The sequence below is a fragment of the Pseudarthrobacter sp. MOO13 genome, assembly GCF_058267655.1.
In genome coordinates this window covers 3,028,504-3,050,774 of the sequence record NZ_CM177848.1, presented here as the reverse complement: position 1 = coordinate 3,050,774, position 22,271 = coordinate 3,028,504, and the positions used below count along the sequence as shown (strand labels likewise).

Annotated in this window: 16 protein-coding genes; 2 read left to right on the top strand and 14 right to left on the bottom strand. The window is 60.8% G+C overall.

Annotated features, from left to right (window positions below):
* Positions 1-43 precede the first annotated feature (43 nt).
* From AC4EEO_RS13925 to AC4EEO_RS13900, 6 genes are all read right to left on the bottom strand, one after another.
* Complete coding sequence (locus AC4EEO_RS13925; protein WP_491339082.1) at positions 44-1,732, bottom strand: nuclease-related domain-containing DEAD/DEAH box helicase; 1,689 nt, start codon at positions 1,730-1,732, stop codon at positions 44-46.
* Positions 1,729-2,310, bottom strand: a complete 582-nt coding sequence (locus AC4EEO_RS13920; RefSeq protein ID WP_491339081.1) for a hypothetical protein — start codon at positions 2,308-2,310, stop codon at positions 1,729-1,731. Before AC4EEO_RS13920 ends, AC4EEO_RS13925 begins: the two co-directional genes overlap by 4 nt.
* A 288-nt stretch (positions 2,311-2,598) precedes the next feature.
* A complete protein-coding gene (locus AC4EEO_RS13915) occupies positions 2,599-3,282 on the bottom strand; it encodes a DUF6308 family protein (RefSeq protein ID WP_491339080.1) in 684 nt (227 codons plus the stop codon).
* A gap of 27 nt (positions 3,283-3,309) precedes the next feature.
* Complete coding sequence (locus AC4EEO_RS13910; RefSeq protein WP_491339079.1) at positions 3,310-4,734, bottom strand: TY-Chap domain-containing protein; 1,425 nt, start codon at positions 4,732-4,734, stop codon at positions 3,310-3,312.
* 173 nt (positions 4,735-4,907) lie between these two features.
* On the bottom strand, positions 4,908-6,401 hold the full coding sequence (locus tag AC4EEO_RS13905; protein ID WP_491339078.1) for an ADP-ribosylglycohydrolase family protein: 1,494 nt from the start codon (positions 6,399-6,401) through the stop codon (positions 4,908-4,910).
* Positions 6,398-7,363, bottom strand: a complete 966-nt coding sequence (locus AC4EEO_RS13900; protein WP_491339077.1) for an ARPP-1 family domain-containing protein — start codon at positions 7,361-7,363, stop codon at positions 6,398-6,400. The genes AC4EEO_RS13905 and AC4EEO_RS13900 overlap by 4 nt, the downstream gene beginning before the upstream one ends.
* Positions 7,364-7,456: 93 nt before the next feature.
* Between AC4EEO_RS13900 and AC4EEO_RS13895 the strand changes: the two genes are divergently transcribed.
* Both AC4EEO_RS13895 and AC4EEO_RS13890 read left to right on the top strand, forming a co-directional pair.
* A complete protein-coding gene (locus AC4EEO_RS13895) occupies positions 7,457-8,122 on the top strand; it encodes an NUDIX hydrolase (protein ID WP_491339076.1) in 666 nt (221 codons plus the stop codon).
* A 106-nt stretch (positions 8,123-8,228) separates the two neighbouring features.
* Positions 8,229-9,764: a PD-(D/E)XK nuclease family protein gene (locus AC4EEO_RS13890; protein WP_491339075.1), complete on the top strand. Its 1,536-nt coding sequence runs from the start codon at positions 8,229-8,231 to the stop codon at positions 9,762-9,764.
* Between the two features lie 115 nt (positions 9,765-9,879).
* On the opposite strand, the gene AC4EEO_RS13885 is transcribed toward AC4EEO_RS13890, so the two are convergent.
* From AC4EEO_RS13885 to AC4EEO_RS13850, 8 genes are all read right to left on the bottom strand, one after another.
* On the bottom strand, positions 9,880-11,319 hold the full coding sequence (locus AC4EEO_RS13885) for an LlaJI family restriction endonuclease (RefSeq protein WP_491339074.1): 1,440 nt from the start codon (positions 11,317-11,319) through the stop codon (positions 9,880-9,882).
* Positions 11,316-13,229: an AAA family ATPase gene (locus tag AC4EEO_RS13880; RefSeq protein ID WP_491339073.1), complete on the bottom strand. Its 1,914-nt coding sequence runs from the start codon at positions 13,227-13,229 to the stop codon at positions 11,316-11,318. Before AC4EEO_RS13880 ends, AC4EEO_RS13885 begins: the two co-directional genes overlap by 4 nt.
* The gene (locus AC4EEO_RS13875) at positions 13,226-14,287 is read right to left on the bottom strand and encodes a DNA cytosine methyltransferase (protein ID WP_491339072.1); all 1,062 of its coding nucleotides are present in this window, start codon (positions 14,285-14,287) and stop codon (positions 13,226-13,228) included. The genes AC4EEO_RS13880 and AC4EEO_RS13875 overlap by 4 nt, the downstream gene beginning before the upstream one ends.
* The gene (locus tag AC4EEO_RS13870; protein ID WP_491339071.1) at positions 14,280-14,960 is read right to left on the bottom strand and encodes a DNA-methyltransferase; all 681 of its coding nucleotides are present in this window, start codon (positions 14,958-14,960) and stop codon (positions 14,280-14,282) included. Before AC4EEO_RS13870 ends, AC4EEO_RS13875 begins: the two co-directional genes overlap by 8 nt.
* Positions 14,961-15,377: 417 nt before the next feature.
* Complete coding sequence (locus AC4EEO_RS13865) at positions 15,378-16,616, bottom strand: Wadjet anti-phage system protein JetD domain-containing protein (protein ID WP_491339070.1); 1,239 nt, start codon at positions 16,614-16,616, stop codon at positions 15,378-15,380.
* Complete coding sequence (locus AC4EEO_RS13860) at positions 16,606-20,013, bottom strand: ATP-binding protein (protein ID WP_491339069.1); 3,408 nt, start codon at positions 20,011-20,013, stop codon at positions 16,606-16,608. Before AC4EEO_RS13860 ends, AC4EEO_RS13865 begins: the two co-directional genes overlap by 11 nt.
* A complete protein-coding gene (locus AC4EEO_RS13855) occupies positions 20,010-20,672 on the bottom strand; it encodes a DUF4194 domain-containing protein (RefSeq protein ID WP_491339068.1) in 663 nt (220 codons plus the stop codon). The genes AC4EEO_RS13860 and AC4EEO_RS13855 overlap by 4 nt, the downstream gene beginning before the upstream one ends.
* Complete coding sequence (locus AC4EEO_RS13850; RefSeq protein WP_491339067.1) at positions 20,669-22,111, bottom strand: DUF3375 domain-containing protein; 1,443 nt, start codon at positions 22,109-22,111, stop codon at positions 20,669-20,671. Before AC4EEO_RS13850 ends, AC4EEO_RS13855 begins: the two co-directional genes overlap by 4 nt.
* Between the last annotated feature and the right edge of the window lie 160 nt (positions 22,112-22,271).

Genomic DNA, 22,271 nt, shown 5'->3' with positions numbered 1-22,271 from the left:
GAAGAGTATTGCGGGGCACCGACAATTTAGGTGAGCAGCGCCACTAACCGTTTTTCAGCACAGGATTCCACGCCTGGCTCCGGGACAGCGCGAGCTTGAGTTCGCGTCCGCCGGCCTCCTCCAGCAGCCCGGAATCACCCACAACCACCAGTAGGCTGCGTGCCCGGGACAGCCCGACGTAGAGCTGTTCCCGGGCCCGGTCCATGTCCTTGAAACCGTTCACGCAAAGAACAACAACAGACCGTTCCAGGCCCTTGAAACCCAGCACATGGCCGTAGAACTCACCGTCGTTGGCGTGGAAGTCCCGCCAGTACTCTTCCGTGGCGCCGCGCTTAAAGTAGTCCAAATGGATGGGGTGGCGGTCCTTGGTGGTGAGAAGCGCGATCTGGTTGTTCGCCCAGCCCTCGTCGATCAGCGAATCCAGGCAGTCCCCGGCGATCTCGAGCGCATCCTCGGTTGGGCAGTCCACGAACCGGACGGGCAGGCCCGTGCTTCCGCGGGGCTTGAAGTATTCGCCGGCGAATGGCTTGAACGTCTCAGCGATCTTGACGGTATTCCGGAGGTTATCGTCGATGTGGATGGGCACGAAGGTGGCCATCGGCCCGCTGGTGAGGTCCGCCGTCGCGCCTCCCCAGCGCCGGTAGACGTCCTGCCGGTCGTCCATGAACGCGTATACCTCACCCGCGTCCGGGTCGCTGGTGCACGCGAGAAGGGCGTCCCACCACAGGGGCGCGAAGTCCTGCGCTTCATCGACGACGACGGCGTCCAGCCGCTCGTGCGGCTCCAGTCCGGCTGCCAGCTCCTTCAGGAGGCGGGGCATCTCGACGTCGAAATAGTCCTGCCCCGAGCCGTCCGGGACTCCCAGCCCGCGCACGTATTCGTGGAACTCGCCCGTGAACACCGGCTTGGCTTGCCGCTTCCATGTCCCGACGCGGTCCTGGAGGTATTGCCCGAGGCCTTTGTTGTAGCAGAAGAGGCCTACGCGTTTGCCCTGCTTGCTGAGCAGCTTGGCCTTCTCGACGGCGAGCCACGTCTTTCCGCTGCCCGCGCCGCCGGTGAAACGGACCCTGTTGAGTGAGCGGGTTGCCTGGAGCAGCACGGACTGGCGTTCCGTGAGGTGATCCTGCTCTGCCTCGTCCTCCTGCGAGGTGGTGGAAGGTACGACGGCGGTGTCCAGGTTTCCGCCCAGCTTGCGGACGATGCGTTCCAGGAAGGCCGGGGCCAGCGGGGAGGCGCCGCCGCCTTCGTTTTCGATGGCTTGGCGGACGAGGTCGGCGGGGGACTTGCTGCCGGTCTGGTCGAGGATGAGCGACCGGGGGCAGCCTGCCATGGTCCAGTCCCGCGGAATGTCGGTGTAGGGCAGGCTGACCATGTAGACGCAGCGGCTGCTCAGGCGCGCACCGAGCTGGTTCTCCAGCCAGTTCTTGAGGGCGTGGAGTGAGCTCTGGGACTGCGCCACGGGGCTTTGGATCTTGCGTCTCTGGGTGCGGTCCGACTGGTACCACTGCCCGTCCGTGATGCTGACCTGGCCGCCCTTGACCTCGATCGCAGCCATGCCAACGTTGGGCCAGAGGACCAGCAGGTCAATTTCGTATTCGTTCCGGCCGTCGCGGACCTGGACCGAGTGGGCAAGGACGCAGTCATCGGGGAGGCTGTTCTTAAGTGCCGTCCACACGGCCTTTTCCGCGTGATGTCCTTCGCCGAAGTCCGGTTCCTCCGGAATGCACCTCATAGAATTCCCTTCGCTGCCAGCCGTAGCCGATCGAGGGATTCAGGGTAACTAGACGAGAATGAGGGTTTTGCGCCGTGTGAACTTGGATGCTTTAGGAAGCAGACAAGTCGGTCCCGTCCGCCGAGCTCTATATGAATGAGGTTCTGATCCGGGTAGGGCGCGCCGTGGTCGGTGTACTTCCCGAACAATGGTCGCTGACCAAAGTTGTTCGGATAGGCGAGCTTGAGAGCCTGCGCGGCTTTGCTGCCAACGACCACAACGAGCCCTGCCGGTGACGATGCAAGAATGCGGTCCATATGCTTCCTGGAGCACAGCGGCGCGGCCTGGGCGACACCCTCCTCGCCGTTGGATTTGCAGTGGACAACTTCCGTCATTACAGCATGCTCGTACCACGGGGCTCCTGCCCCGATGAGCGCGTTAGTCTGCTTCTCCACCCATCCCCAGTACGGCTCCGGAGTACCCCATGCGGGGCCGTCCGCTGTTTCCACCTTTCGATGCCGGCGGTTCAGGACCCATCCATGTTCCAGGTCGAAACGGCTAATCATGAAGTCCGCGATGTCGGCGTCACTCCAGTCCACAGTGGGGTACTTTTCGGCTACGCGCTTCGCGCGCCATCTGGCAGCTGGATTGCCCGCACTAATGGCCGGGTTCGAGGACAGGTACACGATACGGGCCGACGCCAAATTGCCGGCCCAAGCTTCTGGCACTTGAAATGGGCCAGCAAATCCATCCTGCGAGTCCACGATCTTTCGGCAGGGGTGGGCTCGGCCCTCTTCCGTGTCCGTAGCAGCACGCACAAGTTCACTACACCGAGCAACGCTCAACGCAAGTTCTTCGAGGTATAGGGGCATGACTCTTCCGGTGCTCTAGGTCTCGCTAGTTGCTGCAGACGATGGACGCTGTTTCCCATCCATCCATAGGACGATGTCCATAACTCGGAGGTCAGAGATCGGTTCTTCGATTCCGGATTTATCGCGTATCTGCCGCAAACGTGGCGATAGGCCAGGATCCTCCATGAAAGCGTTGTGCCAGGTGGACCACTGGCCTATCGAATTTCCATTGAGGCCCATGAGCGGGCCAACCACTGAGTCGTAGATCGGAACCAGCCGAGGACGTTTACGAGCCATAATTTTGCTGGTCTTTGTCTCTCCCACGCCCCATCTGCCGGTATCGCGGCCGCGAAGTAGATGCCACAGTTGAGTCGCGGGGCTGTCCGGGCCAAAGGTATCCGCGAATTCGACGGAGGGTATCTCGGCAAGGTCTCGGTCGGCAGGAATTTTGGCTAGGAGACCCGAAATTTGTACTCTATGCGTGTCCAGGATGCCGATGGCAGCTTCGCCCGGTATATCCACCGCCAGAAATGAGACGGCTACAAGATCGTCGGCCGTAATCGAATCCCGATTCTCGCCTGAGTCCCCACCTCCCGCCCATGAGTTGAAGTAGCTACCTGTGTAGGCAGGAAGGCCGTCTGGTAGGCGCCGATAGTAAGCGGCCACGAGACGGGCCGCTTCTTCTTCATTGCCTTCGGTGAGGATCGTGGGGAGTGTCATGCTGGTCCTTCTACTCAAAATGGGAATTCAGCTGGCATTGCGGAGGGTTTGCACGGATCCTTTCAGGACGTCTGCCACTGTGACGTCACCGTCCGGGTTGGTTCCCGAGGGGAAACTCCCGGTGTGCCATCGAAGCTCGTCAGCGTCATAGCAAGACCTGCCGTTTCTGAGCCCCTCAAGGGTGACATGGCCGGCGTCCTCCAGCGGGACGGCTTCTTTGTACCAGTTGGGGACCTCTACATCGGGTTTCGACCAACCGTGTTCCAGCAGATGCTCGGGATAAATCGGCCAGTCGTCCGGTTGAAGGAATTGCTCGGAAACGACCTCGCACCAGGCCCCATCGGGCCCCGGTGTGATCTGGGCATACGGCTGAGGGCGTCCATCAGCGCCGTCCCCATATTGAATGCTGAGGAAGGAGTTCCACGGTATGGTTCGGAGCACTTCGTTGATGAGTTCTCCTGCTCGGGCCCAAGCCTTGTCGGCCGCAGCCTCGGTTCTCAAGTGGCTGACGATCCCGCGGAACTCATCTTCTTCCAGTGGAACGCAGGCGCCGATCACAGATTCCCAAGCGCCAAAGTGCCGTCCTATGGCCACCGCAGAGGGACGATCCCGACCCGCGGCCACTTCGGCGATCATCCAACTGTCGTAACTGGCGACATCTTTCGGGGACCCGAAGAGACCCTCTGTGGCGCGGTACGCCTGAGAAGCGTCGACGTAGTCGGCGGCGCCGAATCCACCCTCCAAAGCCGGAAACTTCATGCCGACACATTCAAGAGCCAAGTGCCATGATCTCCCCGTCGTTCCCTCGCGGATCCGTTCGGCCGGGGGCGGGGACAGGGGGTTCCCCTCGCCGCTCGATATACGAATGATGGCTTCCCTCGTCTCTTGATACTGAGAGAAGGAAATGCCTTCGTCGTCGCCGGCGTCCATCGCCGCAGTCGTTGTTTCGATGAGAGCGATGACCTGACCGACCTGTTGCCGCGAGAGTGCCTCGGACAGGATTATTCGAAAACCATGAATTTCGGGCAACGGAACCTTATCCAGTGCCAGCTCGTAATTCGGTTCGATGCCTCGGTGATACCCCGTGACGTAGCGCAACCACATCATGTCGGTGACCATAAATGGTCTTCGACGAAGGGCGGGGTCTACGAGAAGGTCAGGACTCTTCAATAGCTCTGCAGCAATGTCGATGTCGATCGTGGCGCCGAGAGCGGCGAGAATTCTCGGAATATCAGAGCTTTCAATTCCAGCGTCTAAAAGTTGGACAACTCGGTAGGCATCCTTACGCAGAACGTCAGCAGTTGCAGAGCATCGCCTGCGAAGGGCTTGGGACCGCAGTTGCTCACTTTGATCCGCTACTCGCCTGCTGAGGAGGCGAAGCATGTCGTACGTTCTCATTGCGGCGTCGGCGGCAATGCGCTGCAGCGGGTCACCGGCCTGGTAGGCCTTCACTGCCCGGCTAGCAATCCGGTGCCGATCTAGCTGACGTCCGTGAGACGTCGGCTCATGTTCCCCCAAGTGCAACTCTCCCCATTCTGAGCGCCAAAGCGGCATCGCCTCTGATGCCAAATCATTCTTATCAGCTCCCGCCGACATTGTTTGGCAACTGCTCCGCGCCGTCGTCCTTATGACCTGACGGCAGGCCCGGCTTCTTTCAGCAACCGCACGAACAGCGGGTTCGGCCGCGCGCCGGGCAGAACGCGCTGTAGGTCTGCCAACGCGTCCATGGCGGAAATGCCGGCAACACGAGCGCCATACAGGGCGGCAACTGTAGGGGTGCGGGACTCCGCCCGGACGCAGTGCAGCAGGACGGTTTTGCCCTCCGCCCGGAAGCGTTCGACGGCGGCCGCCGCCTCCCCAAGGACAAAGGCGGCATGTGCGTTGTCGTTTTTATCAGCCGAATCGACTACCCAGAAAGTTGCATGGTCCTCCGGTGCCACGCCTGGCGCATCCAGCGTGCCCAGCCGGCAGAGCGACACCACCGCGTCGATGCCCAACTCAGCCACGCACTCAAGTGCACCGACCCCACCCAGCCACACCCCGTCGTCGTGTGGGTGCTGGACCAGGGAGTCCGTACGACTCCACATGCTGTAGTCGTGCCGTTCCGCCCGCGGCCAGGACAGCTGCCGGCGGCCCTCGTCGCGTCCCAGCTCCATGCCCAGGACCATCAGGTCACGCGCCCGCATCCCGGGCCAGCCGTGAAGCCGCCGGCGCCACTCGAATGGCACCGCGGTGTAGCCGTAAGCCGCTCCCACCAGGCCGCCGGCGATGGCGGCCACCGTGTCGGTGTCCCGACCGCCACGCACCGCCTCCTTCAAGGCAGCCCGAAGATGGGTCGGGCCAACCGCGGACAAACCCGCGTACTGGATGGCGCTCCACGCACCCTGGAATGCCTCAACCACCCAACCGTTGCGGGTGAAGTCGCGGGACCGGGACCGCTCCGCCGTCTCGATCCGCTCCAGCCACGCGGAAGCCCGTTCGGCGGGCAGCAGCGGCAGTCCGGCCCGGACATCGAGCACACCGGTGAGGACAGCATGACGGATGGCAACGCACCACAGACCGCAGGCCTCCTGCGCGTCAGGATCGGCGTGGGTCAGGGCACTGAGCTCGCCGGCGGCAGCCATCAGTTCGGCGGGCTCCCGGTCTAGGTACGCGGGGGCAAGGGGAGCAGTGCGCATCAGGGACCCGTTGCCGGCGCTGCGGCCGGTCCGGGCATGAAAGTCGGCGGCTGCGGCAATGAAGTCAGCGGCCTGGATCTCGCGGCCAGAAGCAGCAGCCAGCCGCCGGGCAGCAGCTACCACCGAACTTGTCTGCGCCCCCACGTCCTTCGCCTCGGCCGCCCAGGCAGTCCACGCCCGCACCACGCCTGTGAGCCACGCAGGGGAGGAGCCGCCGTCGGCCGCGGACTCCAGCAGCGCTTCGGCGATCGGGATGGCCATCGACGTGTCATCGGTCCATTCGGCGGGAGCGAACCCGAACGGGCCGCCGCCCTTCATACTGACTTCGGTGCCGTCCGGCAGCGGGGCACCGAATTCGTAGCCGGCTCCGAGGGCGTCGCCGGCGGCCATGGCGACGAGGACGCCGGCCGCGCGGTCATTCTGCAGGGGGTTCAGTTTCATGCCATCTCCATCAGGGGGTGGTGGGTGTTCCAGCCGGCCAGATGGGCGAGCTGGGGTGAGCGCTGGGGGAGTGCGACGGCGATGCCGGCAGCGGTGACCGCCCCGGCGGCACGGATGACGTTGCGGCTCCGGAACGAGCCATGGTTCCGTACCTCCACAGCCGCAGCGTCACCGTCGAACGATCCGAAGTCCATCGCCTGCACCTGGGCGGCGAAGTCGCGGGCGCGCTGGCCGGGCATCGGCCCGGAGGCGAGTTCCTCGGGTGGCAGAAGCTCAAGGTCCAGCAGCGCAGACTCGATCAGCTGCCGGTAGTGGCGGCGGAAGAGCGAGTGGGTGCCGAAGACCTCCAGGAGCAGCGGCTGCCGGGCCAGGCCGATCACCACGCCGCGCTGGCCTTCCAGCGGGGCGGGAGCGTCCGCGGCGCTGAACCGGTTGCGTTCCTCTTTGTCGTCCTTGAACCAGTCCAGGTGCTGGAGGAGGGAGCTGGTGGCGGAGACGCCCCGGGCGGCGTCGAAGCGGCGGACCCGTTCCCAGATCCGGTCCTGTCGGTTCCCTCCCCGCTGCCCGTTCATACCGTTGGCCAGCTCGGACCAGACGTTCAGCGGAGCGCGCCGTGCCTGCCGGCGGTGGCTGGTTTGCCCGTCCTCCCAGCGGCCGGCCTCGACGCAGAACGTATCGATGTCGCGGGTTTCGCCCGGGCCGAGGACGACGTCGCGGGCGCAGGTCCGGTGCTGCTGGCCGCCTTCGAGCAGCTCGCCTTCCAGCAGCAGTGCCGGGTGCGGGCCGTTGTTGGTGACGGTGAGGCGGGACACCTGGGCGCCGCGGGCGAGTTCGGTGACGGCGACGTCGGCGTGGGTGCCGGTGCTGATGCCGAGGCTTCCGGGGGCGGAGGTCCAGACGGGGAAGATGCTGAGCGGGCCGAGGCTGCTGCCGGCGCCGACGTGGAGCTGGGGAACTTTCATGAAGACCTCCTGATTATTTATCGCATTTCTGCGCTAATTGACGTCAGTATGCACGGGTTGCTTCTTTAGCGCAAGACTGCGATAAATGGAGGTGTGAAGGATTCCCAGAACGGCACTGCTCCGTCCCTGCTCGACTTCCCGCGGCCTTCGGTGGCAGTGGATACCGCGGTGCTGACCGTTTCCGAGGGAAGTGTCTGCGTACTGTTGGTGCGCCGCGAGGAGGATCACCAGCACGGAAAGTGGGCCCTCCCGGGAACTTTCCTGCGGGAACGGGAGACCTTGGCGGACGCTGTGCTCCGGTGCCTGCGGGAGAAGGCCGGGATCTCCGGGCGGGTGCCGCGGCAGCTGCAGGTGCTTGACGAACCTGGCCGTGATGACCGCGGCTGGGTGCTGTCGGTGGCGCACATGGACGTGGTGCCGCTGGCGAACTTGGAGGAGGCGTTGACGTCCGACGGCGTCCGGCTGGCTTCGATGACGGCGGAACCGGAGGTGATCGCCGGGCTTCCTTATGGACATGCAGACATCGTGGCCAAGGCTGTGGAGTGGTTGCAGGCTGCCTACGCGGAGACGCCGGATCCTGGGGCGCTTCTGGATGAGCCGTTCACTTTGAAGGATCTGCGGGAGCTGCACGAGGTGGTGGCTGGCGCACCTTTGATGCGAGACACTTTCCGCCGGTTTATGGAGCCGAAGCTGGCCGCGACGGGGCAGATGTCAGACGGGACGCGGGGGAGACCGTCGCGGTTGTGGGTGCGGGGTTGACCACGATGGGGGATCCGGGGCCTCATGATCTCTGGGCTCATCACATTGAAACGTATGGTCTAAAGAAGTACACCTGCGCGAACGCAGTAACTGATATGGGGAAGTTATGAAACAGGCCAGTGAGCATGATTTGGAGCAGAATCCATTGCCGGCGATAGGCCGCCCGGTGGTGATGTTTGTGATCAGCAAAACCTTTGCCGAGGGAGTGTCGAGTCAGCGGCTGCACGACGCGACGCGGGGTAACTGGAAGATCGGCGCTGTCAGCCGAGCGAAGTCTGAAATAGCGCTGGGAATCGCGGACGGCGTGGTTCGTTCGGCATTCGAGATTGACCGTTGGGGTGAATCGGAGGAACCGGAGGCGCCCCGGACGGAGAAAGACGGAAAGAACCGCTGGTATTTCCAAGGGCATGAGACCGAGGAAACCAGGTCATGGCTGGGGCTTTCCGTCCGGCACCTGGCTCCGCCCAAGGGAGCTGCGAATCCCGTCCGGCTGTATCTGGATGGGGTCCCCCCGGCAGAGGAACAGTCAGTTCTGGACGTTTCGGTTTCTCTCCAGGAAGAGGCGCTCGGAAGGATCATGTTCGGCAACAGCGAGCTGTTCCACAGCAACATGATTGCCTGGATCTTCGACGCGTTTCCCGGGCAGGCAGACGATGTTTTCGGGCCGCTTAGCAACGGGGGTGCCGGAGGTTCGGGTATGAGGTTCGTAGAGCGTGAGCGTGAAAACCTTGACCTTGTCATGCACTGGCCTGACCGTCGTGCTCTGGTCATCGAAAACAAGGTCTTTGCTGTGCCGTCGCCGGGACAGCTGGACCGCTACGCTGCCAAGCTCGCCAAATGCAAGGTACCAGTTGGCGGCACAGTGCTACTCAGCCCGACGCGACACAGTTTTCTGGAGCAGGGGTACGTCACTGCAGAGCAGACCAAAAACGGGCATGTCATTGTATGGCAGCATCTGAGCTTTGAACGCTTGGCAGAGTCACTTGAGCTCGCCTTTGACGGGGTGGACCCCAGCTACGAGGTGGAGACCGTCCTTCGATACTGCACAGTTCTTCGCGGCGTGGCTGCCATGATGGCGCAGGCAGCGGTGGCGGGACCGGATGAAGAGGCCTTCCTGCCCCCCGACTCGATCCCGCCGGGGTTGCCAAAGCAGGCTGTGACCGGTTTAGGGAAGGCGCGAGCGGCTCATACCGGGGCTGTGCTGCGGCATGAGCTGGAACGGCGGGATGTCCCCGCGGATGGTGTGGAAGCGGGTCTGAGCCATTCGCTCCCAAGGGTGTCATGGTTTATGTACGTTGCCGTCGATGGTGTGGCTGTTCGGGCCGGGTGGCAGTATCAGGGCGGTGTGCTTAGCCTTGCCCTGATACTCGACCATCTGGCGGGCGTAGGATCAGCGGCAAAAATGAAACGTGCAGAGTTCGCGCGCCGTTACCCTGCATTCTTCTCGTTTGAACACGTGGACCACGTCCTCGGTACTGCAAATGTGGCGGTGTCCGCCACTTCAAAGCCGGAGGGCCCTTTTGGCCACTTTGATCCCAACTTCATCTACAGGTCCAAAAAGGTTCAGAGCCTTACGGTGCAACAACTGATTGACCTTTCGGTGATGCACACAGAACACCTTAGGAGGGTCGTACATGCTTGAGCCTGCGGGAGAAGACAAGGACTTTTTCGCCGCGCGCAGCGGCACCTGCAGGTATTGGAGGAGCCGGGGGGCGATGACACCTCCTAGGTCCTGTTGTCACTCGTCATAGAAATTCTCAGAAGGCGTCTAACAGTTCCTGCCTTAGAGAACCGGAGGCGCCATAAACATAACATTCGAGAACTTTAGGAAGGCACACAGATACGAGATCGATCTCCGTAAGTGAGGATGTCAAAAGGAATGGGATACTCACCGTTCCCATGACACGCACACCGAAATCTGCGCCGGGAAATAGAAATATGTTCTTCCTTGAGAACAAGTCACTCGAGGTAACTCGCCTTTCGAACGCCAACTGATACATATGCTGTTTAAGAACATCATTGACGCCCGGGAACTTCTCGACCCTGAAGCTACCATTTACGTCATAGTACTTTGCATCAACAATCCAGAAGTACTTTGTGTCGTCGTTAGAACTTAGATTCTGACCGCTGAGAAGTATGTCTGGCTCGCCGGGGCTCCCCAATAAAGTATTACCATCCAGAAACGTCCAATGGGGAAGCTGTTCTAAACTGTATTCGAAAATTTCAGACGCGTGAAAAGTAATTTCCGAAACCGTCGCCTTTGCTCCGCGTTCGAATGATAATTGATTGCCAAGAGACCATGCGGTCGCAGTCTCCCAGATTCGATGGAAACTCTTCGTGCCTAGATATGTGATTCTTTCCGTCTCCTCGAAACCGCTGTAAAATTGGAGATAGGCCATCATCAGCCTGACGCGTTCTTCCGCTGACTCACTGTATACAGTGGCCAGCTCGTGGTGAAGGGCAGAGTCCAAATCGTGTGAGACCACAAGGTCGCATAGTAGGTCGGAAGCTTTCATCGGTACCGCGGGGACAAAAAAGTCCAGTAGTCCTAGCCCGAGTAAATAGTCCTCACAGTCGGCAAGGATGGCTCTATGCAACCGGCGAACGAGATGTGACTCATCCTCGAGTGTTCGCCGAGTATGGAGAGTTAGGAACGCGGTTTTCCCTTTGCTACTTTTGAAGGGAACTTCGCGATCTATCGTTCGACTCCAGTCTGCTTCACCTTGGCCGTCGATCTCGTACTCAAAGGTTGGGCGATAATGGAGACCGTGATCCATCCAATGTTCCAAGAGTTTTATCGCAAGTCCAAATCGACTTATCCGGCTAGAATCGTCCTTTGTTACGAAGTCTCTCAGGTCCGCAAGATTTGCTTTAGGAAAGTCGAGGGCATAGCGTGCAACGGATTTCGTCACCAGACGCAGGTAGCGCACTCGCTCGTCCAATGCTACGGGGCCTTTGACAGTCTTTGGAAGGACTAAAAAGGGTATATGTTCGAACACAATGAGCCCCACGAATTGCAAAGCGATGAATTCTTCGCCACCTCTTACGCGAGAATCAGCTGTGCCATCCTTTACCAGTTTTCTAAGCAGCTCGCCAGCGGCTTCGATCGACAGGCATAGAGACTGAGCCAGAGAATGCTGGTTGTAATACCTACCCTCTCGTATGTAGACCAGGCCAGAATATTTAGGCGAACTCATGCATCTTTTTCGACGGTCGGTTCCTGGGTATCGGGTGGGAAATTGTCGATCGACTGCACCGGCGCAATTAGCGAATCAAAGTTAGCTGCCAGCCAAGATCGTATCAAGCTATGATCACTCGAAAAATAGTCGCTTCTGATGCTCGAAAAGGTCGCAAGCTTTGGGCTGCCAAAGAAATCGCTCTTTGAATGTCGAAGAATGTCGTCGGCGACATAGTTCAGAAGCTTGTCGCAAAACAAGAAGTCGTGGTTGGAAGAGCCTAATTCTGCCGGCGTGAAGAAAAAGGGGCCTAGCAGTCGATCTTCAGGTATTCTACGTTCGAGCTTGGTGGACAACAGCTCGTTGAGTCTAATTCGGAAGCCATTCCATGGAATCGTAAGGGAATGTTGCGGTAACCGCAGGATGTGGTGGCTTACTGCTTCAGATCCCGCGTCGATTGACACATACTCGCGCGTCCATCTGCGCAAGAAGGCAGCGTCCAGGTGTCCTACGCCTTGGTCCGCTGGGTTGAGGGTACACCATATCCAAAAATTTGCAGGGATGCTTATCGAATTGAAATCGTACCCAGGTAATTCGCGCTCGAGGTACGTCCTACATTCGGTTGACACTGAGATGGAGTATGAACTGCTGCCGGTCATGTCGCGATCCAGGAGCTGAAAGACATCCCCAAAAACAGCCGCTGCGTCGGCCCTGTTCAGTTCCTCTATGAGTAGCACTTGAGCTCTGCTGGGCCGCCGGAGGGCCGCTACTAGGGTTCGAATGAAAGGTCCAGGTATAAACTTGAAGGCTACCTCACGCTCGTCGTCCTTCGAAGACATTGGTCGCAACGAGCCAAAGAATTGCGTGAAGGACATCGCTGAATGAAAGACGGTTCGCGTCACTTCAGCACCGACCGACAATGCATCCTCGTCGAGACGAAAGCTCTTCCCAGTGCCGGGGGCGCCGACAACGACCCGATTCCGCGGAAACGGCGCTTCAACTCCGGTTTGAATATTCTCTTCTTGGATCTCATTCTTTGCGGTGACGTCTTCGCTGTTGAAGAGGGACTCATACAACCGGGCACGACCAACATAAGCCTTGGCAGCGTTAGCGGTACCCGCGTGGCTTGACAGCGCCGCACGCCCGTTGCTTAGTTCAGCATAGAAATTGAGTCCGTCTGCCAAAAGAGGTCGCAGAATTCTAGTAGAACCCATGAGCTCGTCATCAGTTTTGATATCTACGGAAGGAACGCCGTCACCCAGCCTGTCCAGAATTCCGGGCTGAGTGAAGATGAAGTCGTCCCCGTTGAGTTTGAGCTTGAATAGGGACCTCTCCGATGAGTGCGTCAAAACCCGCGTCAGCGCCTTCTCGGCAGATCCGTCTGCGACTATCGATGGCTCGACGTTCAGCCCAGGTAGCGCCCAGGTGATCAATGTTCGCAGGACAGCTGACTCATCAAGGTCGGCAAGTGCAGATATGAGATCAATCGCACTTGAATAAGAGATATTCTTCGGGAAACGCCGGCCCCCCGTCCGCTCGGCGGAGTTGGGGCGCGGCTCGGAAAAAGTTATTTCGGCAAGCTTCCACAAATAGCTTATTCCCATTTGCATCGGTTCGAGTTGATCTTTGAGAAGTGGATGATCTTGAATGGCGACACGTAATTGGTTAACTTGAACTTGGGGTAGGAGGTTGTTGACTCGATCGACCAACTCGTTTACCAAGGAAGAATCAAATTGCGCTCCAGGGTCCCCTTGCTCTCCGGTCGGTTCCTTGGAAATGATAAAGGGAACCACGCCAGAGGGTTTAGAGCCAAGCCAAAACAGAATGACAAGCGCAATCTTCGACTTGGGAGCAGTGAATGAAGTCTTAGTTCGTAGTCTGATCGGGTAGGGCTTTTGGGGCAAATAGGGTACAGGATAGGTAGTTGTCAAGAAAGTTCTTTCCTTATAGCTAGGGCAATCTCACGGGCCATGAGTGGTGGAACCGCATTTCCCACCTGCTTCATCTGTGACGTTTTTGTTCCATGGAAAACGAACGAATCAGGAAAGGATTGCAGCCGAGCAGCCTCGCGGACGGTGATAGCCCGATGCAAGTGGGGATGCGTAAACTTCCCCGAAGAGGGTGTGTCAAAGCGGGTTGTGATCGTGACAGATTGTTCGTCGCCAACCATACGTCCCCACGTGCCGCTAAATATAGATTTCGTGAGGTGATGGTCGGGCAATGACGCGCGCCCTCCGCCGGGTGGTACTAATTTCATTCTTTCGAGCGCAACATGACTGTGACGCGTGGAGACGTGGTTGTAGAGCTTGGTAGACACACGACGGGCTTCTTTTTGATAAACGCTCATTGGAGCCAGGCGGTAGTCCTGCTCAAACTCCCCCTCCCCGCTCTCAAGGTAGGCAAGATCGCTTATAGCCGCCCAAATAGTCTGCCTTTCGTGGACTGGCAGCTGGAGCCGGGAGCCCCGCGCTTGGCCCCTGACGCCGGTTACTACTGCGCGGCGCCGATTCTGCGGCACCCCCAGCTCATCTGCAGCCACCACCTGCATAGTCACTGAGTAGCCAATGCCCTCGAACAAGCCTCTGATTTCCTGCGCAAAAAATCCGCTTTCCGTGGTCAGAAGTGAAGGCACGTTCTCCATAACAAAAAAACGTGGTTCGAGAATTCGAACAACAGAGTAAAATGATTTAAACAGGAAGTTCCTGTCGTCTAGTACTGACCTTCGCTTTCCCTTCTGCGAGAATCCTTGGCAGGGAGGTCCGCCTACCACGCCATCAACCTTTCCACGGAGAGGGGAGAAGGTTTCATGGAGATTAAGGAGCGTGATGTCCTTGTTTATCATTTTTGCTTGAGGTAGATTGCGGGCAAATGAACTGGCGATGGAGGGGTCAATTTCATTTGCTACGAGCGTTTCATAGCCGGCCATTTCAAAGCCAAGTGACATTCCCCCAACGCCGGCAAAAAGATCAACAATTTTAAGGCTAGACAATCGCGCGAACTCTCTTTTCGGATATCTGGAAGTAGTTGGAGTCCAATTCGATACCAATGTAATTACGTTCCAGTCTCTTTGCGGCTACGCCCGAGGAGCCGCTACCCATGAACGGGTCTAAAACGAGGTCATGTTTGTTCGTCAGCACTTCGACGAAATGTTCCATTAATTTGACCGGCTTCTGTGTGGGGTGTTTTCCGTGTAATTTCTCACTCGATGGAGTGAGACCCGTTGAGACGTGGTCGTGGAGTACTTTGCCGCGATTGTTAAATGTCCCAGTCTTCGTACCGTTAGTGAAGTAGATCCATGACTCGGTCGAGTTGACAAAATGTAGATTCATGTTTCTGGGCATTGGGTTCGTCTTATGCCAAACACCGGTCGTTTTGTAGTACAGTCCGTGACTTTCTGCAATCTGTATTAGAGTTTCGACTTTGATGACGGCCATAAAAATGACGCAAGAACCGCCGCGTCTAAGCACTCGCGCGGTCTGACCTAAAAACTTATCCATTAGAGACAACCATGAGCTGTAGTCATGGTTGTCCCAGCCAGCTTCGACGAAGTTGTTGGCACGCATTGCAGCGAGATTAGTTTGCCTACCTTGCATGAAGGTACCAAGGTTGTACGGTGGATCGGTTAGCACGAGATCGACCGTTGCGGACTCCAGCGAAGTCATGTGGTCTGCTGCGTCCCCTAGGACTAGGTGGCAGGTAGTGGCCTGTGTCTGCAAAGTTCTTGTCCTTCGAGCGCTAAATGTTGCCCTTAACTCTAAGGCCTGCCCATGACAACCGAGGGCAACTTGCCTAAGACACGACCTTCCGGGGTCCCCGCCAGGAGTTCGAATCTGGCTCCACCGCCGAGCGGCCCAGAAGGACCTGAATCTGACGCCCCGAATGGCTGGGACAGGAACCGGGCGGCGTCCTGATGCACTCTTGTCTCTCTTTTGGTTGGGTTGGTCCGGGTATGGCAGCCTACGTCGGCGTCTGATCTGTTTGTTGGACAAGCGGGAGTGGATGCGACGCGGCTGATGCCCACGGGTTGTTCGGCGCGTGCGAAGTCTTTCCCGGCCTGGCCCGGTAACTGGGATAAGGACTCAGGCCCCCAGCTCTTTAAGCGCCCAGCACCAGTTGATCAGCTCCTGCTCCAGACGAATATTCGAGCCATAGGTGCTGTTCCCCAGCGATTCGTAGAGCGCCGCTTCTGCCGCCGTCAGCCTCGCAAGCGCCGCCCGTGAGGGCGATTCTTCTCTACCCCAGGCACCCCTGTGTGCAAGCAGGGTTCGCTCATCCATCAGGACACTCTCCACATGCGGATGGGCGGCCCGGAGCTGGTCGAGGATCCGGAAGCCGTGGGTGTCAATGTCGCCCCAGTAGAGGACACGGCAGTCACGGAGCCAGGCGGCGTCCCGCAGGGAAGAGAATCCGTACCCGCCCCCAAAAAGTGCCAGCGTCCCAGGGCGGTCGGGAAGCGCCAGGAAATTGACCTGGTTCTCCGTTGCGATGACGGTATCCACCGGCAGCCGCAACCCGCCGAACGCTTCGGCTGTCAATGTGATGTCCCGCGCCCCACCGAACTGGTCAATTACAGGATCCAACAGACGAAACCTCACTAACTCCGGAGGGTGCAGGAACCCGTGCCGGCGGGCAAATCTCGCCGCAGGTGTCCTTCCCGCGCTGTCCTCGAGCCCCGCATCACGGCCCGAGGACTCCAGCTCGTCGTCACCCGCGGACATTTCCTGGTCGCGCGAAGAAGGCTCGAGGGTGACCAGCATTTGGTCAATAACCTGCCGGTGCCGCTCGATGAACTTCGTGTGCACCCCGGGCAGGACCAACTGGCGGACGTAGATACCGGGCGCAGGGTTGTCCCGCAGCCACAACGCTATGCGCGCCGCAGTCATGGCCGCCGGGCCCAGTTCGAGGAGCTTCATCGGCCGCCTCGCTGCCCAGTCCACCAGCTGGGGATCCAGTCCGGCCAGGCCCTCAGTCAGGGACCGGAAGACGCCGACCTCCCGTGCCTTCCCTACAAAGCCGATCTCGTCCTCAACAGTGGCAAATACAGCCGTGCCAGGAAGGGAATTGGCCCCCACCGTCCGCCGCCCGGTCTCCACCGTCTCCAAAGAGTAGGCACCTACCCCGGAAAAAAGCTCACCTGCCCACGCGCGGACCGCCGCGTAATCGCTGAGCAGCTCGGCCGCCGTCGGACGCTTCAACGGACGACGGCGTGGGTACAGTCCGCTGGGCTCCAGCAGCTCCCGGAGGAGTGAACCGCTGCTCCACGCTTTCAGCGACAGCGCCCTCAGGTCCGCCAGCGTGGTCCACGCCTTAGTGGCCACGCCGGTCCTTCTCCTCGCGGTACTCCTGGATGGTCATGTTGCGCAGCTGGGAATCGTGACCGTTGATGTTCGCCACGAAGCCCACGTGCGCGACAAAGGGCTCGATGACGTGGATCTTCTGCAGGGGAGTGACGATCAGCAGCTGCAGCTGCATCCGCTGGAACAGCTCCAACCCATAGCGGGCGGACTCGTCCGAGCCGCGGCCGAACGCCTCGTCAATGACCACGAACCGGAAGCTCCTGCCGTTGCCGGCATTCCTGCCCGTTCCTTTGCCGGACCCCAGCCCGAACTGGAACGCCAGGGCCGCCGCCAGGATGGTGTACGCCAGCTTCTCCTTCTGGCCGCCGGACTTGCCGCCCGAATCCGTGAAGTGCTCGTATTCCTCGCCGGTCTCCGTCCACTTCTCCGACGCCGAGAATGTGAACCAGTTCCGCACGTCGGTCACCTTCGCCGTCCATTTCCGGTCCAGGTCCGTCAGGCCTTCACGGCCACGGAACCGGTCGATCAGCCGCTCCACCTGCAGGTACTTCTGCTCGGAGTACTGATCCGTCCCGCCGATGGTTCCCTCCGAGCACGCCCGCAGGTCGCTGCCGAACTCCCGCACGTCCTGGTCCGATGTGGCCTGGTGCTCCAGCTGGATGTGCCGGCCCGTGTTGTACGGAATACCGGCCAGGGACTGGTTGATCTCGCCGATCCGGTCAACGATGTTCTGCCGCCGGCTGTCCAGGAACGCATTGAACGCCACCACCTCGCGGATGGTGTTCTGGTTCAGGAGGTCCTTGAACTGGTTCTCGAACCGGGGAAGGTCGTTGCCCACCAGCTGCTCCAGCAGCCGGTTGTAGTCCGCCGCGGCTTCCAGCGAGGCGTCGACGTCGGTGGTTTCGTTCGGATACTTGTTGCGGAAGTCCGCCATCTTGGTGACGGTTCGGTTTGAGGCTGCGGCGATGCGGTCCTTGAGGCCGTCAATTCTTGACTGCAACTTGGCTCGCACACTGCTTTCCACATTGACTGTGTTCTTATACGTCAACGACTGTTCGCCGAGCGTCTCATTGGTCAAGCCTTGGACCGCGGCCAGGATTGCGGCATCGTCTGTCAGAGGCGTGGCAGCCAAGATGCCTTCGCAGTCGGTGATACCCTCGGCGATCGCCTCAGTCTCGTTTTTGTTAGCGCCAAGCAATTCCTTCTTTTTGTCCGACTTCTTTTCGACGCGGCCAAGCTTCTCGCATAGGTTGTTTTTTGTTGACGTTAGCTGACGAAGAGTGTCGCTGATGGTCTCCAGGGCCCGCTTTTCCGCCTTCAGGTCCTCGATGCTGCGCGCCGTGGCCTGCCAGCTGATCTCCGCGAATTCCGTGACGGAACCCACCACACCGAGCTGCCGGTTCTGCCGGTCCAGAGCCCCTAGCTCCCCATTGACCCGGTGAAGCTGCCCGGCCACGACCTTCAGCGTGCCCTGTACCTCGTCCAGGTCGGCGCGGAACCCGGCAATCTTGTCGTGGTTGTCCCATCCCAGCACGTAGTTGCGCCGGTCGGCCAGGTCCTTGCGGTCGTCCTTCTCATGCCGGCCCCGCCCGCCTTTGAGCTGGCCGTTGGGTGTCAGCGCCTTCGGGTAGCGGCGGAAGTCGGCCAGGTTCTCGCAGCAGAAGTAATCGAACCGGCTGCTGAGCTCGTCCTGCAGGAAGTCCCTGAATGGGGTGCCCTGTTTGATGGCGATCTTCGCCGCCAGCGTGCCCGGCTCGGCGGCCCTGGGCGCGTAGGACTCCCCAATTCGAAGGTACACCAGCCGGCCGCGCAGGTTGTTTGCGTCCACCCAGCTGCTGACCGCGGCGTAGTGCTCCGCGGGGACCAGGAGCGAGAGGGCGAACCCGTGGAGGGTCCGCTCGGCGGCGCCCTCCCAGCTGGCCTCGCCGTCCCGGACCTTGAGCAGCTCGCCCGCATAGGGCAGGTCGGTTTCGGCGATTGCGGTGCCTTCGCAGAGCCGGCGGCGGATATCCAGCTGGGGAAGCGGAATCAGGTTGCGCCGGGCCTGCAGGCTGGTGAGCTCGGCTTTGATCTCCCCGGACCTGGTATCGAGCCCTGCCTGCCGGATGGATAGCGTGGTGCGCTCTTCGTGCAGCGCCTCGGATTGGACAGTCAGGTCCTGTTCCACGCCGGCGAGCCCAGCCCGGTTCGCGTCGAACAGGACACGGTCCTCGGGCGCCTGCAGGCCAAGGTCCGCTGCCGCGGCCGAGTAGGCACCGAACCGCTGTTTCTGCTCGGCGGACTTGGCGGCCAAAGCAGCAAGCTCGGCGTCGATCGCGGCGAGCCGTCCGCCGCCGTTGGTGCGGATGTCCTCCTCCACCCCGGTCAGGTCCCGGCGCAGCTGCTTGACTTCGCCGTTCAGCCGAGTCCAGTCTTCCTGCAGCCGCACGCCGGTGCGCTCCAGCTCGGCCTGGTGCTCCAGGCTCAGCTGCAGTTTCCGCTCCGTGAACCATGGATGCAGCTGGTCACGCTGTTTCCGGGCCAGCTCGTCGTCGGCGGTCAGCCCGGCATGGAGTGCAGCGCCTTCCTTGATGGGTGTCAGCAGGGCGATCTGGTCCTTGGCCCGGAGGACGGCGTCGTGGGCTTTCTTCAGGTCGTCGAAGTGGTGGATCAGGTTAGTGATCCGGGCGGCGACGTCGTCCTCCTCCAGCATGTTGCCGCGGACGAACGAGGTGATGTTCTCCACCTGCTTCATGGACACCGTGCGGTGGAACAGCTCCATGGCCTGGTTGCCGCTGATCCCGAACTGGCGCTTGAAGGCGGCCGAGTACGGCTCGAACGAATCATGGACCGACGCCCCGGCCGCACGCAGCTTTTTCTTCAGCTTCAGCGGGTCCTGGCCGAAATTGCTGAAGTCCGCCGCAATCGTCTGGTCCGCTTCCGCGAGCGAGTAGAACCGGTTGGGCTGCCCCGCCTCCTGGGTAGCCCACAACGTGATGCCCAGCGTGACCCACTTGCCGAGTACGGCGTTGTGGAAAACGCCCAGCACCACGGTCAGCTGGCCCGCACTGCGCAGCGCCACCGGCTTGGAGTACTCCCCGGCGGCGCTCCGGGCACTCTTGTGGAAGCCCCGGACGTACGACATTAGGGAGCGCTCCTTCTTCTGCGCCCCCGCGGCCTTGTTGTACTCGATTTTGTGTGCCGGAAGCAGCAGCGTCGTGATCGCATCCACCACCGTGGACTTCCCCGAACCGATGTCGCCGGTGAGCAGGCTGTTGGCCCCGTCCAGCCGGAACGTGCGCATCCCCTGATGGAACGTGCCCCAGTTGAGCAGCTCCAGGCGGTGCAGCCGGAAGCCCGGGGGAGTACCGCCGTCGGCAGCTGTTTCATCCAGACTGAACAGGCTCTCCTGCAGGTCCGTGCCCAAATCCGCGGTCACTGGTCCTCCCCAATCGTGCGTGCGGCTTCGATTGCCTTGGCTGGTTCCGCAGAGGCGGGCGGCTCGCCGGTGAGCGTCCGGCGGTAGTCATCCAGTCGTGCGTCGAACTCTTCCAGCCACTGCGCATCCACGTACGCCTTCAGGATCCGGGCCACCTCGTACGTGTCCGTCTGCCCCCTGAGCTTGCGCAGGAAGCCGAGCTCCACCACTTTCTTGATGTCAGCCCCCAGCCGGTCCAGGACCCGGGCCTCGTTGCTGGATTCGGGCAGGAACACCGAGACCATGTCCGCGATCTCCTGTTCGCTCATGATGAGCCGGACCTCGATGCTGTTGATGTCGAACTCCATCATGCGGCGGCGGAGCAGGGCCAGCAGCAGGCTGACGTTGAAGGTCAGGGAGCGGCGGGCGATGAGCCGGGGGAGTGTGCCGTCCGGATCATCCTTGGACCGCAGGAACGCGTAACCCTCAGACTCGTCCAGCACCAGGTCCAGGCCCAGCACCGCCACATAGTCGCGCACGTGCGAGGTCAGCCCGAGCAGGGACTGCCAGAGCTTTTCGTCGTTCTCCGCGTACAGCACGCCCTTGAAGAGCCGGGTGACGACGGCGGGAAGCTCCTCCGGCGTGCGGGTTTCAGTGTCAGCTGGGGCTGGGACGTTCATGCCGGCCTTCCGAAGATGATCTGTTCGATGGTGGCTTCGCGGATGGAGCCGTCCGGCAGCTGCCAGGACAGCCGCTGGGACTGTTCCGGGTTGATGGTGGCCCAGTCCGATTCGGTGGCCAGCTGGTAGTACGCCACCACCTCCGCCAAGCCTTGGGAGAGGGGGTAAGCTGCCGTGACTTCGGCGAGGGTGGCCTGCTCGGTCCCGGCGAGAATGGAGTCGATGTTGGCCTGCAGGCGTTCCTTGTCCACGAAGAACTGGCCGAACAGGGCCGAGGCGTCCACGTCGGCGTCGGCGGCTGTTTCGACGGCGTCGTCCACCAGGACTTTGCGGCTGGGCTCATAGAGGGGCCGTTCAAAGGGAAGCACCACGTCCACGGATGGGGCGTCAATCTCCATGAAAGCGCCCGACGGCGGCGCCTCCCGGGTGCCCAGCGCGCCGGACTCGATACGGCGGATCAGCTGCATGATGCGTTTGTTCTCCAGGAACACCTTGTCGTCCAGGAGCCGGCGCATCTGTTGGGAAAGCTGCCGGACGGTGGCCTGGGTCTGTTCGACGGCGGGAAGCCAGTCCTGGTGGAGGTTGGCCAGCGCGTTCAGGCTGTCCGCGTTGGCCAGGGCTTCGATCCGGGTGGCACGCTGAAGCAGGTCCTGCAGCTCGGTCCGGAGCTGGGGCGACATCAGGTAGTCCCAGAACCCCTGGAACGTGCGGCCTTGGAGGGAACTGCTGATGTCCTGCTGGTTGTCGAAAATCGACTCCAACAGTTCACCCTGCGTGCCGTCCCAGGTGGCGATCTGCTCGCGGACCTGTCGGTCCAGCTTGCGGAAGTTCTGCTCCACCTCGCGGAAATCGGAGAGCAGGTCCTTGGCCAGGGCTGTCAGCTGCTGGAAGTGGTCCAGCGTTTCCGGGCCGGTCATGACGCGGATGTTGCCTTCGCGGATCCGCTGCATCTCGGCGTCGATCCCGTCCCGCTGGCGCTGCAGCTCTGCGAGCCGCACCTCCGGGTCCGTCTCGGACTGCTGCACCAGCTGTTTTAGGACCGCGAAGATGCTGGTGAGCCTGGATTGGGTTGCGACGAAGTCCCGCCCGCGCAGGTTCTCCACCCAGCGGACCACGTCCTCCGCGGCCGCCGTGAGATCGTAATGGGGTTCGTCCTCGCCGGGGACGTAGTACTTCCTCAGCCATTGGCGGTCGTCGGCCGCCCAGTCATCAAGGTATTCACCTGCGGGACGGGGGAACCTGTCCTCGCCTTCGCTGTCGCGGAGGCCGAACAGCACGTCATCCAGGACGTCGATCAGCTCCTGCCGGCCCAGGTTGCGCTCGTTTGGACCCGTGAATGCGGCCATGAAGAACGTCAGTGCAAGGGGCGCGTTCTGGGCGCGGAGCAGCGACCAGCCTGCATGGTTTTCCCGTAGGGAATTGATGGCGTAGAAGTCCATTAGGGTCCGATGTTTGGTGCATCACGTCGTCGGCTTTTACTCTAGGCGACACCCCCGACAAACCTTCACCGTGGGTGTCAACGACGCACTGGTGGGGGCCGGTGGAAGGACGACGGTGGGACGCACGTGACGTCGTCGTCCGTCCCTTCCTTCGTGCTGA